At 41.3% G+C, this 16,821-nt stretch carries 3 protein-coding genes; 1 reads left to right on the forward strand and 2 read right to left on the reverse strand.

Annotated elements, in window-relative coordinates:
* Positions 1 to 26 precede the first annotated feature (26 nt).
* Together LU293_RS05485 and LU293_RS05490 are read right to left on the reverse strand one after the other, a co-directional pair.
* Positions 27 to 896: an OmpA family protein gene (locus LU293_RS05485; protein WP_242746117.1), complete on the reverse strand. Its 870-nt coding sequence runs from the start codon at positions 894 to 896 to the stop codon at positions 27 to 29.
* A gap of 74 nt (positions 897 to 970) precedes the next feature.
* Entirely contained in the window at positions 971 to 13,831 is a 12,861-nt protein-coding gene (locus LU293_RS05490) for an ESPR-type extended signal peptide-containing protein (RefSeq protein ID WP_242746120.1), read from the reverse strand.
* A gap of 927 nt (positions 13,832 to 14,758) precedes the next feature.
* Between LU293_RS05490 and parE the strand changes: the two genes are divergently transcribed.
* Positions 14,759 to 16,645 (forward strand): DNA topoisomerase IV subunit B, encoded by a 1,887-nt coding sequence (parE, locus tag LU293_RS05495; protein ID WP_242746122.1) that lies wholly within the window; start codon positions 14,759 to 14,761, stop codon positions 16,643 to 16,645.
* The last annotated feature ends 176 nt before the right edge of the window (positions 16,646 to 16,821 follow it).

Genomic DNA, 16,821 nt, shown 5'->3' on the forward strand with positions numbered 1-16,821 from the left:
GATGTATTTATGATGATAGTCAGTCATCACTGCTGTGGTACGCTGGCAAATACTGATACTAAAACTTCTACACGGCGGTTTGGTTGTAGGCAAGCAACCTGCTGTGCTTTTGGTGCATGAATGTCACAGACCACATTAGGCAGTGGCTGAGATTCACCTGCACCTGTGGCACTTAAAGTTGTTGGTGTAACCCCTTTACTGATTAAGTATTGACGCACCGTTTGGGCTCGCAGCATGGATAAATTCATGTTATATGCATCATTGCCATAACGGTCGGTATGACCTGTAATCATCACATGGCTCTCACCACGCTTCTCCCACTCAATGAGTTTGGCAGCCAATTCATCTAATTTGACAAAACCCATCGGTAGCATATGTTCTAGCTTGTATTTATCAAAGGCAAATAACGCATCTGCTTCTAGGCTGATACGCTCATTTACGATTTGTATAGGAGCAGGGGTAACCACGACAGGCTCTGGTGCTGGAGTTATCATTTGGATAACCGTTGGCGTCTCTTGCAGGGTAAAGCAATCAGGTTCACCACGCCAATACATGGCAGTTGAGATTTTTTTGTCAAAATCCACACGCAACTGACAACGGGCATAATCTTGGGTATTTGGCTTACGAATGTCTAGCACATAATTCCAAGATTTATTAAAAATCACGCCTTCATTAAACTGTGGATTACCCAAAAGCTTACGAATATGGTCTTTATCCAAGCCTGTCTCCAAACGTGCCACATGATCTATCTCATAGCGTGGCACTTGTTTTAGATAGCTTGATTTTTCAAAACTTGGAAAATTGATGTCATCTGGTGCTGGCGTGATGGTAATTGCATGAGCAGCCATTGTACTAGATGCGAGTATGGCAGCCGCTAAAGTTTTAATTAATTTCATAATACTCTCTAAAATATGTCTTAATTCATAAAAAGTATGTTGGGGTATTTGCACACCCCAACATGGCTAACAGATTAGTCAATAACACCGCTCACACCAATACGGAAGCCTGTATCGCCTTGGGTGGCAGTAGATAGTCCACTAGAGAACGCCCAGCGACCGTTATCAGCGGTTTTACGCAAGGTGGCAGCAAATGCCTGTTCGCCACCATAAGTTGCTGCACCGACTGCATAGGTCCATTTACCAGGCACGAATGGAGCTTCTTCAAATGCCATCGCTGAAGCGATACCTGCTTTGGCATCACGGTCTACTTTTGCCAGACCTTGACCTAACTTTTGTGACAAGGCATTAACTTGAGACATATTAACCGCATCGGTATCTTTCACCCCTGGTGCTACGTTAGATAGTACCGCAGGAGATACTGTGCTGCCGCTGGCGTTTTGCACTGAGACAATGATCTGATTAGGATCAATTGCCTGACCTTGGGCATTGACAAATTTACCTTCATCGTTCTTAGAAACTGTGTTGCCGCTCCGGTCAGTATAGACTACAGGAGCAGATGTATTAGCTTGTTTGATCACTTTTGTTAAGTGCTCTTTACTTACTACATCGCCATCGTCAACAGCTTCACCAATGTTTTTGATGACCTTGCCGCCCAAATCAATACCCGTATCTTTATCAATAACGATTGGGCCAACAGTAACTTTATCCGTCTCAATGGTTTTAGCTTTTAGGTTGCCATCAACAGTTTGATCGCCTTTAACAGTGCTACTACCTTCAACGGTTTGGTCACCCTTAACAGTTTGACCACCTTCAACGGTTTGGTCGCCTTTGATGGTACTGCTACCCTCTACGGTTTGGTCGCCTTTGATGGTGCTGCTACCTTCGACAGTTTGATCACCCTTAACAGTTTGACCACCTTCAACCGTTTGATCACCTTTGATGGTGCTACCGCCTTCTACCGTTTGATCACCTTTAACAGTACTGCTACCTTCGACGGTCTGATCACCTTTAACAGTACTGCTACCTTCGACAGTTTGGCTACCTTTAACAGTTTGATCACCACCTACTGTTTGTTTACCATCAACCGTTTGATCACCGCCTATAGTTTGGTTGCCTTTAACATCTTGGTTACCAATGATTTGGTTATCACCATATTGTTTGGTATTACCAATTTGAGTGGTATCACCTACTTGAGTGGTGTTGCCAGTGTGAGCAATATCACCTTTGATGTTTTGACCTTTGTTGAAGTTGGCTTTACCATCTACAGTTTGGTTGCCTTTAACTTCTTGATTACCTGCTACCGTTTGCTTGCCACCAACAGTATGATTACCTGTGGTAGTGGTATTACCAATTTGAGTCGTGTCACCGATATGTACGATGTCACCATTAAAGTTAGCAATACCATTCGTCGTCAAGTCGTTGGTACTAATGCTATCAAAACCTTTGATGTCTTTCGCCAGTTTTAAGTCATAACCACTCGCATCGCCGTTTTTAATCACCGCAATGTTGTTCTCTTGGTTGACTTTCGCTTTGTCAGTAATACCACCGTTTAACAATAAGGTTTCGCCCAATGCACGTTTAACTTCTTCTGTTTCTCCTGCATTGATGTCACCTTTGTACTGAGTACCTTTGGTAGATAAAGTATTGGTCAACTCAGTTACCTTAGTATCTAACTGACCCTTAGTAATCGCATCACCAGCTTCTGTACCATCTTTGATGTTTTTGATTTGACCGTCTTTGGTAATGGTTAAACGTGTGTCTTTTTCGCCTTTTTTAGGAGCTTCACCCACTTTGATTTCATTGGTCACTTCAAGGTCTTTGGTGGTTGTTTTACCATCAACAGTTTGATCGCCTTTAACATGACTGTTACCATCAACAGTTTGATCACCACCTATAGTTTGGTTACCTTTAACATCTTGGTTACCAATGATTTGGTTATCACCATATTGTTTGGTATTACCAATTTGCGTGGTATCACCTACTTGAGTGGTGTTGCCAGTATGAGCAATATCACCTTTGATGTTTTGACCTTTGTTGAAGGTAGCAGTGTCGTTAAATGTAGCTTTACCATCTACAGTTTGGTTGCCACCTACTGTTTGGTTGCCTTCAACTGCTTGGTGACCATAAAGATGGTTATCACCATATTGTTTGGTGTTGCCAAACTGGGTGGTGTTACCTGTATGGAATATTTCACCATTGACGTTTTGACCTTTGTTGAAGGTAGCAGTGTCGTTAAATGTAGCTTTACCATCTACAGTTTGGTTGCCACCTACTGTTTGGTTGCCTTCAACTGCTTGGTGACCATAAAGATGGTTATCACCATATTGTTTGGTGTTGCCAAACTGGGTGGTGTTACCTGTATGGAATATTTCACCATTGACGTTTTGACCTTTGTTAAAATGAGCAGGACCATTAAAGGTAGCTGTACCAGTCGTGGTTAGGTTTTTAAACTCAACATTGTCTTTAGTGGCAAAGGTGAATTTACCAGCATCTTGGACAATTTTGATGTTTTTACCAGCATCATAAGTGATAACATCATCAGCATTGATGAACTCACCTTCACTTTGCTCATTTTCAGTAGCTTTAGTAGGTAATGCTTTACCTGTTTTTAAGAAATCTATTGCTTGCTCTTTTGTAATAACAGGTCTGTTACTTTCAAACTCACCACCTTCAGACTTCGTTGCTTTAGCAATAAAGCTTGAGTTATCAGCAGCTTTAGATAATTTTTCTACTGTCGTATCTAACTGACCCTTAGTAATCGCATCACCAGCTTCTGTACCATCTTTGATGTTTTTGATTTGACCGTCTTTGGTAATGGTTAAACGTGTGTCTTTTTCGCCTTTTTTAGGAGCTTCACCCACTTTGATTTCATTGGTCACTTCAAGGTCTTTGGTGGTTGTTTTACCATCAACAGTTTGATCGCCTTTAACATGACTGTTACCATCAACAGTTTGATCACCACCTATAGTTTGGTTACCTTTAACATCTTGGTTACCAATGATTTGGTTATCACCATATTGTTTGGTATTACCAATTTGCGTGGTATCACCTACTTGAGTGGTGTTGCCAGTATGAGCAATATCACCTTTGATGTTTTGACCTTTGTTGAAGGTAGCAGTGTCGTTAAATGTAGCTTTACCATCTACAGTTTGGTTGCCACCTACTGTTTGGTTGCCTTCAACTGCTTGGTGACCATAAAGATGGTTATCACCATATTGTTTGGTGTTGCCAAACTGGGTGGTGTTACCTGTATGGAATATTTCACCATTGACGTTTTGACCTTTGTTGAAGGTAGCAGTGTCGTTAAATGTAGCTTTACCATCTACAGTTTGGTTGCCACCTACTGTTTGGTTGCCTTCAACTGCTTGGTGACCATAAAGATGGTTATCACCATATTGTTTGGTGTTGCCAAACTGGGTGGTGTTACCTGTATGGAATATTTCACCATTGACGTTTTGACCTTTGTTAAAATGAGCAGGACCATTAAAGGTAGCTGTACCAGTCGTGGTTAGGTTTTTAAACTCAACATTGTCTTTAGTGGCAAAGGTGAATTTACCAGCATCTTGGACAATTTTGATGTTTTTACCAGCATCATAAGTGATAACATCATCAGCATTGATGAACTCACCTTCACTTTGCTCATTTTCAGTAGCTTTAGTAGGTAATGCTTTACCTGTTTTTAAGAAATCTATTGCTTGCTCTTTTGTAATAACAGGTCTGTTACTTTCAAACTCACCACCTTCAGACTTCGTTGCTTTAGCAATAAAGCTTGAGTTATCAGCAGCTTTAGATAATTTTTCTACTGTCGTATCTAACTGACCCTTAGTAATCGCATCACCAGCTTCTGTACCATCTTTGATGTTTTTGATTTGACCGTCTTTGGTAATGGTTAAACGTGTGTCTTTTTCGCCTTTTTTAGGAGCTTCACCCACTTTGATTTCATTGGTCACTTCAAGGTCTTTGGTGGTTGTTTTACCATCAACAGTTTGATCGCCTTTAACATGACTGTTACCATCAACAGTTTGATCACCACCTATAGTTTGGTTACCTTTAACATCTTGGTTACCAATGATTTGGTTATCACCATATTGTTTGGTATTACCAATTTGCGTGGTATCACCTACTTGAGTGGTGTTGCCAGTATGAGCAATATCACCTTTGATGTTTTGACCTTTGTTGAAGGTAGCAGTGTCGTTAAATGTAGCTTTACCATCTACAGTTTGGTTGCCACCTACTGTTTGGTTGCCTTCAACTGCTTGGTGACCATAAAGATGGTTATCACCATATTGTTTGGTGTTGCCAAACTGGGTGGTGTTACCTGTATGGAATATTTCACCATTGACGTTTTGACCTTTGTTGAAGGTAGCAGTGTCGTTAAATGTAGCTTTACCATCTACAGTTTGGTTGCCACCTACTGTTTGGTTGCCTTCAACTGCTTGGTGACCATAAAGATGGTTATCACCATATTGTTTGGTGTTGCCAAACTGGGTGGTGTTACCTGTATGGAATATTTCACCATTGACGTTTTGACCTTTGTTAAAATGAGCAGGACCATTAAAGGTAGCTGTACCAGTCGTGGTTAGGTTTTTAAACTCAACATTGTCTTTAGTGGCAAAGGTGAATTTACCAGCATCTTGGACAATTTTGATGTTTTTACCAGCATCATAAGTGATAACATCATCAGCATTGATGAACTCACCTTCACTTTGCTCATTTTCAGTAGCTTTAGTAGGTAATGCTTTACCTGTTTTTAAGAAATCTATTGCTTGCTCTTTTGTAATAACAGGTCTGTTACTTTCAAACTCACCACCTTCAGACTTCGTTGCTTTAGCAATAAAGCTTGAGTTATCAGCAGCTTTAGATAATTTTTCTACTGTCGTATCTAACTGACCCTTAGTAATCGCATCACCAGCTTCTGTACCATCTTTGATGTTTTTGATTTGACCGTCTTTGGTAATGGTTAAACGTGTGTCTTTTTCGCCTTTTTTAGGAGCTTCACCCACTTTGATTTCATTGGTCACTTCAAGGTCTTTGGTGGTTGTTTTACCATCAACAGTTTGATCGCCTTTAACATGACTGTTACCATCAACAGTTTGATCACCACCTATAGTTTGGTTACCTTTAACATCTTGGTTACCAATGATTTGGTTATCACCATATTGTTTGGTATTACCAATTTGCGTGGTATCACCTACTTGAGTGGTGTTGCCAGTATGAGCAATATCACCTTTGATGTTTTGACCTTTGTTGAAGGTAGCAGTGTCGTTAAATGTAGCTTTACCATCTACAGTTTGGTTGCCACCTACTGTTTGGTTGCCTTCAACTGCTTGGTGACCATAAAGATGGTTATCACCATATTGTTTGGTGTTGCCAAACTGGGTGGTGTTACCTGTATGGAATATTTCACCATTGACGTTTTGACCTTTGTTGAAGGTAGCAGTGTCGTTAAATGTAGCTTTACCATCTACAGTTTGGTTGCCACCTACTGTTTGGTTGCCTTCAACTGCTTGGTGACCATAAAGATGGTTATCACCATATTGTTTGGTGTTGCCAAACTGGGTGGTGTTACCTGTATGGAATATTTCACCATTGACGTTTTGACCTTTGTTAAAATGAGCAGGACCATTAAAGGTAGCTGTACCAGTCGTGGTTAGGTTTTTAAACTCAACATTGTCTTTAGTGGCAAAGGTGAATTTACCAGCATCTTGGACAATTTTGATGTTTTTACCAGCATCATAAGTGATAACATCATCAGCATTGATGAACTCACCTTCACTTTGCTCATTTTCAGTAGCTTTAGTAGGTAATGCTTTACCTGTTTTTAAGAAATCTATTGCTTGCTCTTTTGTAATAACAGGTCTGTTACTTTCAAACTCACCACCTTCAGACTTCGTTGCTTTAGCAATAAAGCTTGAGTTATCAGCAGCTTTAGATAATTTTTCTACTGTCGTATCTAACTGACCCTTAGTAATCGCATCACCAGCTTCTGTACCATCTTTGATGTTTTTGATTTGACCGTCTTTGGTAATGGTTAAACGTGTGTCTTTTTCGCCTTTTTTAGGAGCTTCACCCACTTTGATTTCATTGGTCACTTCAAGGTCTTTGGTGGTTGTTTTACCATCAACAGTTTGATCGCCTTTAACATGACTGTTACCATCAACAGTTTGATCACCACCTATAGTTTGGTTACCTTTAACATCTTGGTTACCAATGATTTGGTTATCACCATATTGTTTGGTATTACCAATTTGCGTGGTATCACCTACTTGAGTGGTGTTGCCAGTATGAGCAATATCACCTTTGATGTTTTGACCTTTGTTGAAGGTAGCAGTGTCGTTAAATGTAGCTTTACCATCTACAGTTTGGTTGCCACCTACTGTTTGGTTGCCTTCAACTGCTTGGTGACCATAAAGATGGTTATCACCATATTGTTTGGTGTTGCCAAACTGGGTGGTGTTACCTGTATGGAATATTTCACCATTGACGTTTTGACCTTTGTTGAAGGTAGCAGTGTCGTTAAATGTAGCTTTACCATCTACAGTTTGGTTGCCACCTACTGTTTGGTTGCCTTCAACTGCTTGGTGACCATAAAGATGGTTATCACCATATTGTTTGGTGTTGCCAAACTGGGTGGTGTTACCTGTATGGAATATTTCACCATTGACGTTTTGACCTTTGTTAAAATGAGCAGGACCATTAAAGGTAGCTGTACCAGTCGTGGTTAGGTTTTTAAACTCAACATTGTCTTTAGTGGCAAAGGTGAATTTACCAGCATCTTGGACAATTTTGATGTTTTTACCAGCATCATAAGTGATAACATCATCAGCATTGATGAACTCACCTTCACTTTGCTCATTTTCAGTAGCTTTAGTAGGTAATGCTTTACCTGTTTTTAAGAAATCTATTGCTTGCTCTTTTGTAATAACAGGTCTGTTACTTTCAAACTCACCACCTTCAGACTTCGTTGCTTTAGCAATAAAGCTTGAGTTATCAGCAGCTTTAGATAATTTTTCTACTGTCGTATCTAACTGACCCTTAGTAATCGCATCACCAGCTTCTGTACCATCTTTGATGTTTTTGATTTGACCGTCTTTGGTAATGGTTAAACGTGTGTCTTTTTCGCCTTTTTTAGGAGCTTCACCCACTTTGATTTCATTGGTCACTTCAAGGTCTTTGGTGGTTGTTTTACCATCAACAGTTTGATCGCCTTTAACATGACTGTTACCATCAACAGTTTGATCACCACCTATAGTTTGGTTACCTTTAACATCTTGGTTACCAATGATTTGGTTATCACCATATTGTTTGGTATTACCAATTTGCGTGGTATCACCTACTTGAGTGGTGTTGCCAGTATGAGCAATATCACCTTTGATGTTTTGACCTTTGTTGAAGGTAGCAGTGTCGTTAAATGTAGCTTTACCATCTACAGTTTGGTTGCCACCTACTGTTTGGTTGCCTTCAACTGCTTGGTGACCATAAAGATGGTTATCACCATATTGTTTGGTGTTGCCAAACTGGGTGGTGTTACCTGTATGGAATATTTCACCATTGACGTTTTGACCTTTGTTGAAGGTAGCAGTGTCGTTAAATGTAGCTTTACCATCTACAGTTTGGTTGCCACCTACTGTTTGGTTGCCTTCAACTGCTTGGTGACCATAAAGATGGTTATCACCATATTGTTTGGTGTTGCCAAACTGGGTGGTGTTACCTGTATGGAATATTTCACCATTGACGTTTTGACCTTTGTTAAAATGAGCAGGACCATTAAAGGTAGCTGTACCAGTCGTGGTTAGGTTTTTAAACTCAACATTGTCTTTAGTGGCAAAGGTGAATTTACCAGCATCTTGGACAATTTTGATGTTTTTACCAGCATCATAAGTGATAACATCATCAGCATTGATGAACTCACCTTCACTTTGCTCATTTTCAGTAGCTTTAGTAGGTAATGCTTTACCTGTTTTTAAGAAATCTATTGCTTGCTCTTTTGTAATAACAGGTCTGTTACTTTCAAACTCACCACCTTCAGACTTCGTTGCTTTAGCAATAAAGCTTGAGTTATCAGCAGCTTTAGATAATTTTTCTACTGTCGTATCTAACTGACCCTTAGTAATCGCATCACCAGCTTCTGTACCATCTTTGATGTTTTTGATTTGACCGTCTTTGGTAATGGTTAAACGTGTGTCTTTTTCGCCTTTTTTAGGAGCTTCACCCACTTTGATTTCATTGGTCACTTCAAGGTCTTTGGTGGTTGTTTTACCATCAACAGTTTGATCGCCTTTAACATGACTGTTACCATCAACAGTTTGATCACCACCTATAGTTTGGTTACCTTTAACATCTTGGTTACCAATGATTTGGTTATCACCATATTGTTTGGTATTACCAATTTGCGTGGTATCACCTACTTGAGTGGTGTTGCCAGTATGAGCAATATCACCTTTGATGTTTTGACCTTTGTTGAAGGTAGCAGTGTCGTTAAATGTAGCTTTACCATCTACAGTTTGGTTGCCACCTACTGTTTGGTTGCCTTCAACTGCTTGGTGACCATAAAGATGGTTATCACCATATTGTTTGGTGTTGCCAAACTGGGTGGTGTTACCTGTATGGAATATTTCACCATTGACGTTTTGACCTTTGTTGAAGGTAGCAGTGTCGTTAAATGTAGCTTTACCATCTACAGTTTGGTTGCCACCTACTGTTTGGTTGCCTTCAACTGCTTGGTGACCATAAAGATGGTTATCACCATATTGTTTGGTGTTGCCAAACTGGGTGGTGTTACCTGTATGGAATATTTCACCATTGACGTTTTGACCTTTGTTAAAATGAGCAGGACCATTAAAGGTAGCTGTACCAGTCGTGGTTAGGTTTTTAAACTCAACATTGTCTTTAGTGGCAAAGGTGAATTTACCAGCATCTTGGACAATTTTGATGTTTTTACCAGCATCATAAGTGATAACATCATCAGCATTGATGAACTCACCTTCACTTTGCTCATTTTCAGTAGCTTTAGTAGGTAATGCTTTACCTGTTTTTAAGAAATCTATTGCTTGCTCTTTTGTAATAACAGGTCTGTTACTTTCAAACTCACCACCTTCAGACTTCGTTGCTTTAGCAATAAAGCTTGAGTTATCAGCAGCTTTAGATAATTTTTCTACTGTCGTATCTAACTGACCCTTAGTAATCGCATCACCAGCTTCTGTACCATCTTTGATGTTTTTGATTTGACCGTCTTTGGTAATGGTTAAACGTGTGTCTTTTTCGCCTTTTTTAGGAGCTTCACCCACTTTGATTTCATTGGTCACTTCAAGGTCTTTGGTGGTTGTTTTACCATCAACAGTTTGATCGCCTTTAACATGACTGTTACCATCAACAGTTTGATCACCACCTATAGTTTGGTTACCTTTAACATCTTGGTTACCAATGATTTGGTTATCACCATATTGTTTGGTATTACCAATTTGCGTGGTATCACCTACTTGAGTGGTGTTGCCAGTATGAGCAATATCACCTTTGATGTTTTGACCTTTGTTGAAGGTAGCAGTGTCGTTAAATGTAGCTTTACCATCTACAGTTTGGTTGCCACCTACTGTTTGGTTGCCTTCAACTGCTTGGTGACCATAAAGATGGTTATCACCATATTGTTTGGTGTTGCCAAACTGGGTGGTGTTACCTGTATGGAATATTTCACCATTGACGTTTTGACCTTTGTTGAAGGTAGCAGTGTCGTTAAATGTAGCTTTACCATCTACAGTTTGGTTGCCACCTACTGTTTGGTTGCCTTCAACTGCTTGGTGACCATAAAGATGGTTATCACCATATTGTTTGGTGTTGCCAAACTGGGTGGTGTTACCTGTATGGAATATTTCACCATTGACGTTTTGACCTTTGTTAAAATGAGCAGGACCATTAAAGGTAGCTGTACCAGTCGTGGTTAGGTTTTTAAACTCAACATTGTCTTTAGTGGCAAAGGTGAATTTACCAGCATCTTGGACAATTTTGATGTTTTTACCAGCATCATAAGTGATAACATCATCAGCATTGATGAACTCACCTTCACTTTGCTCATTTTCAGTAGCTTTAGTAGGTAATGCTTTACCTGTTTTTAAGAAATCTATTGCTTGCTCTTTTGTAATAACAGGTCTGTTACTTTCAAACTCACCACCTTCAGACTTCGTTGCTTTAGCAATAAAGCTTGAGTTATCAGCAGCTTTAGATAATTTTTCTACTGTCGTATCTAACTGACCCTTAGTAATCGCATCACCAGCTTCTGTACCATCTTTGATGTTTTTGATTTGACCGTCTTTGGTAATGGTTAAACGTGTGTCTTTTTCGCCTTTTTTAGGAGCTTCACCCACTTTGATTTCATTGGTCACATCAAGGTCTTTGGTGGTCACTTTTTCGCTTGCATTGACATTCTTACCGCTAACGGTTTCAGTCGCAGTTACGTTTTTACCGCTGATAGTACCCTCAGTTGTGGTGATGTTGCCTGTTGATGTTAGGCTATCGACACTCGTTGCACCTAATGTACTTTTACCTGCTTCTAGCGTACCGCCTTTTAGCTTGCCTGTCGCTGTGACATTAGTAACATTGATACTGTCTTTTAGGCTAACCTGTACTTTGGTACTACCATCAACATTGTCAGTGATAACTTTGGTATCAATATTTTTGGCATCACCTGCGACGGTTAGGGTCATGCCATCGCCCAGTTTTTGGGTGTCTGTTGTGTCGGTATCACCTTTCACCTTAAAGCCTTTTTCTAGGGTTGCCTTGGTGGCGTCTGCGGTGGCTTTTGCATCATCAGCGACTCCCTTAGCTTCTTCAGCTTTTGCTTTAGCGTCAGTCGCCTCTGCTTTAGCCTCACCAGCAGTAGTATTTGCTTTTTCAGCTTTTTGCTTGGCTTCATTAGCAACACCTTCTGCTGCAGTTGCTTTTTGGCTTGCAGCGTTGGCGGTGCTTTCTGCTGTCGTGGCTTTTTGTGTTGCTGTATTAGCCGCATTTTGAGCATTGGTGGCGGTTTGGCTTGCAGTATTGGCGGTACTTTGGGCGTTCTCTGCAGCGGTCTTGGCCTCGTTTGCCTTATTTGTGGCGGTTGTGACCTGACCATCTACATACTGCTTGTTGGTTAAGTCTGTGTTGTCTGTTGGCGTATGGCTAGATTTGATGGCTTTTGTACCTGCATTGATGCCAGTATTATTAATAGTCGTGCCAGCAACGCTTAAAGAGCCATTTGTGCCGAGATCCACGTCTTTGGCTAAACTAATTTCTAAACCACTTTTTTGGTTCTCACCACTTCCTTCGGTAAACGATTTAACCGTGATATTTTTGGTAGTGGTTGCCGTTGATGCGGTGGTTGGTGCCGTGCTACCACCTCTGATATTAAGTGTTTCACCCAGTTTTTTGGCGACTGCATTGCCCGTATCACCTTGGAAATTCATCGCTTTTTCTGCTTTTTGGGTGACGGTGGTAATCAGCGTTGCTTGGTTTTTAATGGCTTCGCTGTTCTTTCCAACTTCTTTTTCAACTTCTTGTTGTTTTTCAGAGACTTTTACTGACATATTATACAGCTGTGAGCCGTTGATGGCGTCAGTGCTGTCTTCGGCGATTCGTCCTGCCGCTACGTTTTGGATTTGGCGGTATTGTCTTTTATAGTCACTTGCAGTGGCTTTGGTGTAGGTTGATGGGTCGGCATCTTTATCGCCTATATACACCACTTCTTTTTTGACTGTGATTTGTTTTGTTTGTGCTGCCTCACCCTCTTTTTTGGGGAGTGTTATTGTTTCTGGAACGTCTTCTACTTTTACAATGACTTTTTTATCAGGGTTTGTGGCGACGATACCACCTACAGAGACGACACCAATCACTTCACTTTCTTTTGAACCTGCAAATGGGGTCAAATCTGATCCCGGTGTAGCATCTGCTCCATAAGTATAGGTGACGCCATTGACGGTAACTTCTGATTTGGCGGTAGGGACTTGTGGCGTTGTGGTAATCGAGTCATTACCCAATGCGACAGAGTTGGCTAGTACCGCTTTTGCATTTGTACCAAAAGCTAAGGCATTAGCAGCGGTGGCTTGGGAGTTTGTACCCACGGAGACGGTGTTTGTTTCGGTGGCTTGAGCTTGTGTACCAAAGGCGAAAGTATTGTCTTTTAAAGCGTTACTTTTTACACCCAAGGCGATGGCATTAGCACCATTAGAGATCGCCCCTACACCAGCTGCGATAGACTGCTCTGAGTTAGCTTTTGCACCTGAACCTAATGCTAATGAGGCATTACCGCCTGATGATGCCTGAGCACCAATGGCAGTTGCTACAAAGCCGCTCGCCTTGGCATTAGTACCAACAGCAATAGCAGATGAGCCTGTAGTGACGGTTTTTGAACCAATAGCAATGGCTAATGAGCCACTAGCTTCAACCGTTTCTGTATCGCTTGTACCCCAATCTTGATCTTCAACTCGCACACCTGTATATTTTTCATATTGTTGTTTATTATAAGTAGTATTAAAATCGCTAGGATCATCATTACCAATAGCAATTGAACCACCTCCAGATGCCTTAGCTTGAGCACCTAAAGCCAATGCCTGCTCACCACTAGCTTTGGCATGAGCACCTATCGCTGTAGAGCCTTGATTATCCTTAGCTTCTGCAGATGCACCTATCACGAAAGACTGCGAATGACCTCTGCCACTTGCCTTAAAACCCCCATTGGTGCCGTCTGTCTTTACCGCCCATGCTGGCGTGATACTCGCCCCGATGACCGCAAGCATAATCGCACTCACCGCAAAGACACGCCCCCCCCCAGAGCTTGCACCGACTGAGACGGTGTCGGTGCTACCGACTGTGCTGTTTTTCTTACACGCTTTGGCGTATTCTGACACAGCAGCATAAGTGCCTGTGGCTTTATTAAAGACGACGCGATAGATTTTGTTCATAAAAAAATCTCCTAAAAATAAAAATAAATGATGGTATATCAAACGGCATGTCAATCAAAAACACATACTGATAAAACCAATCGCACGCTTAGATCAACCACCGAGCATGACAGTGCCATCAATACAGTTTCTTACCTATATTTTACCAAATGCACCAGCTGTTATACAAACAGCCCCCAAGTGCATTATCCAAAAATTGCCCGTTTTTTTGGTGCATTTTGGATAAAAAACCCATTATCCCTAACAATCTTTACAAATCACTACAAAACTCTTCCCACTAAATCCAGCACACCTGTACACAAAATAGATAATGGAATGGGTGCTATTAGTGAACACTTGTGCATGATATTAGTGTACAAATGTGCTTTATTTTATGGGTGTGTTTATCACCATAGACAGGCATTTTTAGGGCTAATATCGCCTATGACGATGGGCTGACCGTTAAACGAGATTTGTGCAAATTTGGCAGTTTTTTATCGGTATAATTTTTTAAAACTTAATTAAATCGGGGGGGGGGGGTAAATTTTAGGTGTATATATGTAAACTAAAATGCAATAAAATCTATTTGGTAGCTTCGTAGGTGCTGGGTGATTTGTGGTGTTAGTTTATCGTTTATGCCACCAAAAAAATAATCAAAAACCAATCAAAAATTAGGCGTATCATCGTCTAAAATAGACCGCCTATCTGTGCTAAACTTACGCTATGATGATAAGATAAAAGACGGGTACTATTTTTCTTAGATACATTTAAGAAAGGTTATGTGTAATTTTGTATTATTTTTGTAAATATACACGAAAAAACGAAAAAGTCTAAAATGCCACACTGTTTTTGGGTGTTTTTGGGTTTTGTGGGCTTGTTTTGTAGTATAATGACAACATCACAGCGTGTAGCAGTTACCCCATTTATTTATAAAATTTTAAGAGTATCATGACTAATTACACTTCTCAAAACTTAGAAGTCTTAACTGGGCTTGAGCCTGTTCGCCGTCGTCCTGGTATGTACACTGACACCACACGCCCCAACCATTTGGCAGCAGAGGTGATTGATAACTCGGTTGATGAAGCCTTGGCAGGGCATGCTAAGAACATCACTGTAACCCTGCATGCAGATGGTTCTTTATCGGTGCTTGATGATGGGCGTGGTATGCCAACGGATATCCACCCTGAGTTTGGTCAGTCAGGCATAGAGCTTATCTTAACTCGGCTGCATGCAGGCGGTAAATTTAGCACCGATAATTATGCCATATCAGGTGGCTTGCATGGTGTGGGGATTAGCGTGGTGAATGCCTTATCGCACCGTGTTGAGGTTACAGTTTGGCGAGATGGCTTTGAGTATACGATGGCGTTTGAAGAGGGAGTAGCGGTTACGCCACTAACCCAAGCTGCCGCCAAAAATAAGAAAATGCGTGGCACTAAAGTGCAGTTTTGGGCAGATGAGCGATATTTTGATCACCCAAAATTTGCCATCAAGCCACTAAAGCACAGCCTACAAGCCAAGGCGGTGTTATTGGCGGGGCTTTTGGTTAGGTTCGTTGATGAGGTGGGTGATGAGAGCGAGTCTTGGCAATATACTGATGGCGTGGTGCAGTATCTAACAGAGCAGCTTGGCGATGTGCCAACGCTGCCAGAAGAGCCGTTTTATTTTGGCACCGAGCCAAAAGCGGGCGAGCGAGGAGCGGCAACTTTTGCGATATCGTGGCTGCCTGAGGGTGGTAATGCTATCCAAGAAAGTTATGTCAATCTGATTCCGACAGCCCAAGGTGGCACGCATGTCAATGGACTGCGTACTGGCGTGCTTGAAGCGTTACGAGAGTTTTGCGAGATTCATAACTTACTGCCACGTTCTGTGCGTCTTAGTGCTGATGATGTATGGGATGGGGTGAATTTTATTTTATCCTTAAAATTTGCCGAACCCCAGTTTAGCGGTCAGACCAAAGAACGCTTATCTAGCCGAGAGGCAGCTCCCATCGTACAGACGCTTGCCAAAGACAGCTTTAGCTTGTGGCTAAATGCCAATCCTGATACTGCCAAAACAATCGCTGAGCTTGCCATTCATAAAGCGGGTAAACGCCTAAAATCTGCCCAAAAAGTCGCTCGCAAAAAGACAGTGGGCGGGCCTGCCTTGCCAGGTAAGCTCGCTGATTGTAAGGGTGATTTACAAGATGGGGCAGAGCTTTTCTTAGTTGAGGGTGATTCGGCAGGGGGGAGTGCTAAGCAAGCCAGAGATAGACATTTTCAGGCGATTTTACCGCTGCGTGGTAAAATTTTAAATAGCTGGGAGGTGTCAAGCGATACGGTGTTATCCAGTAATGAAATCCACGACATCGCCATCGCCATCGGTATGGATCCTAATTCAGATGATTTATCTGAGCTGCGTTATGAGAAGATTTGTATCTTAGCGGATGCAGACTCAGACGGCTTGCACATTGCCACGCTGATCTGTGCGTTATTTGTCAAGCACTTTAAAAGCCTTGTTGAGGCGGGGCATTTATTTGTTGCGATGCCACCTTTATATCGTGTGGACATCGCCAAAGACGTGCATTACGCACTTGATCAAGATGAGCTTGATGCGATTTTACAAAAGGCGGGCAATAAAAAGCCACAAATCACTCGCTTTAAAGGCTTAGGTGAGATGAGTGCTGATCAGCTGCGTGAGACCACGATGAACCCAGACACTCGCCGTTTGGTTCAGCTAGATATTGATGATTTTGGTGAGACCAGTAGCATCATGGATATGCTCCTTGCCAAAAAACGTGCCGCCGACCGTAAGGCGTGGCTAGAGACAAAAGGCGACTTAGCGCAGATAAGTGTGTAGAGCGTGGTCAATGTGGTCAATGTGGTGTGAGTAAGTGTGCTAATGTTCCACGTGAAACCAAATTTTAGCATCTGGTATCATAGTTAGCAAAAATAACGGTATAAACAAGCAACAAAGGCTAGATTTATACTTAAAAAATAGTTATAGTAAGACGCTTTTTTATTTTTTTTATTTTT

This window comes from Moraxella nasovis (assembly GCF_022701215.1).
GTDB lineage: Bacteria > Pseudomonadota > Gammaproteobacteria > Pseudomonadales > Moraxellaceae > Moraxella > Moraxella nasovis.

Bases quoted from the DNA above. Each gene is read 5' to 3' on its own strand.
- LU293_RS05485 (WP_242746117.1), bottom strand. From the start codon at position 896: ATGAAATTAATTAAAACTTTAGCGGCTGCCATACTCGCATCTAGTACA.
- LU293_RS05490 (WP_242746120.1), bottom strand. From the start codon at position 13,831: ATGAACAAAATCTATCGCGTCGTCTTTAATAAAGCCACAGGCACTTAT.
- parE (WP_242746122.1), top strand. From the start codon at position 14,759: ATGACTAATTACACTTCTCAAAACTTAGAAGTCTTAACTGGGCTTGAG.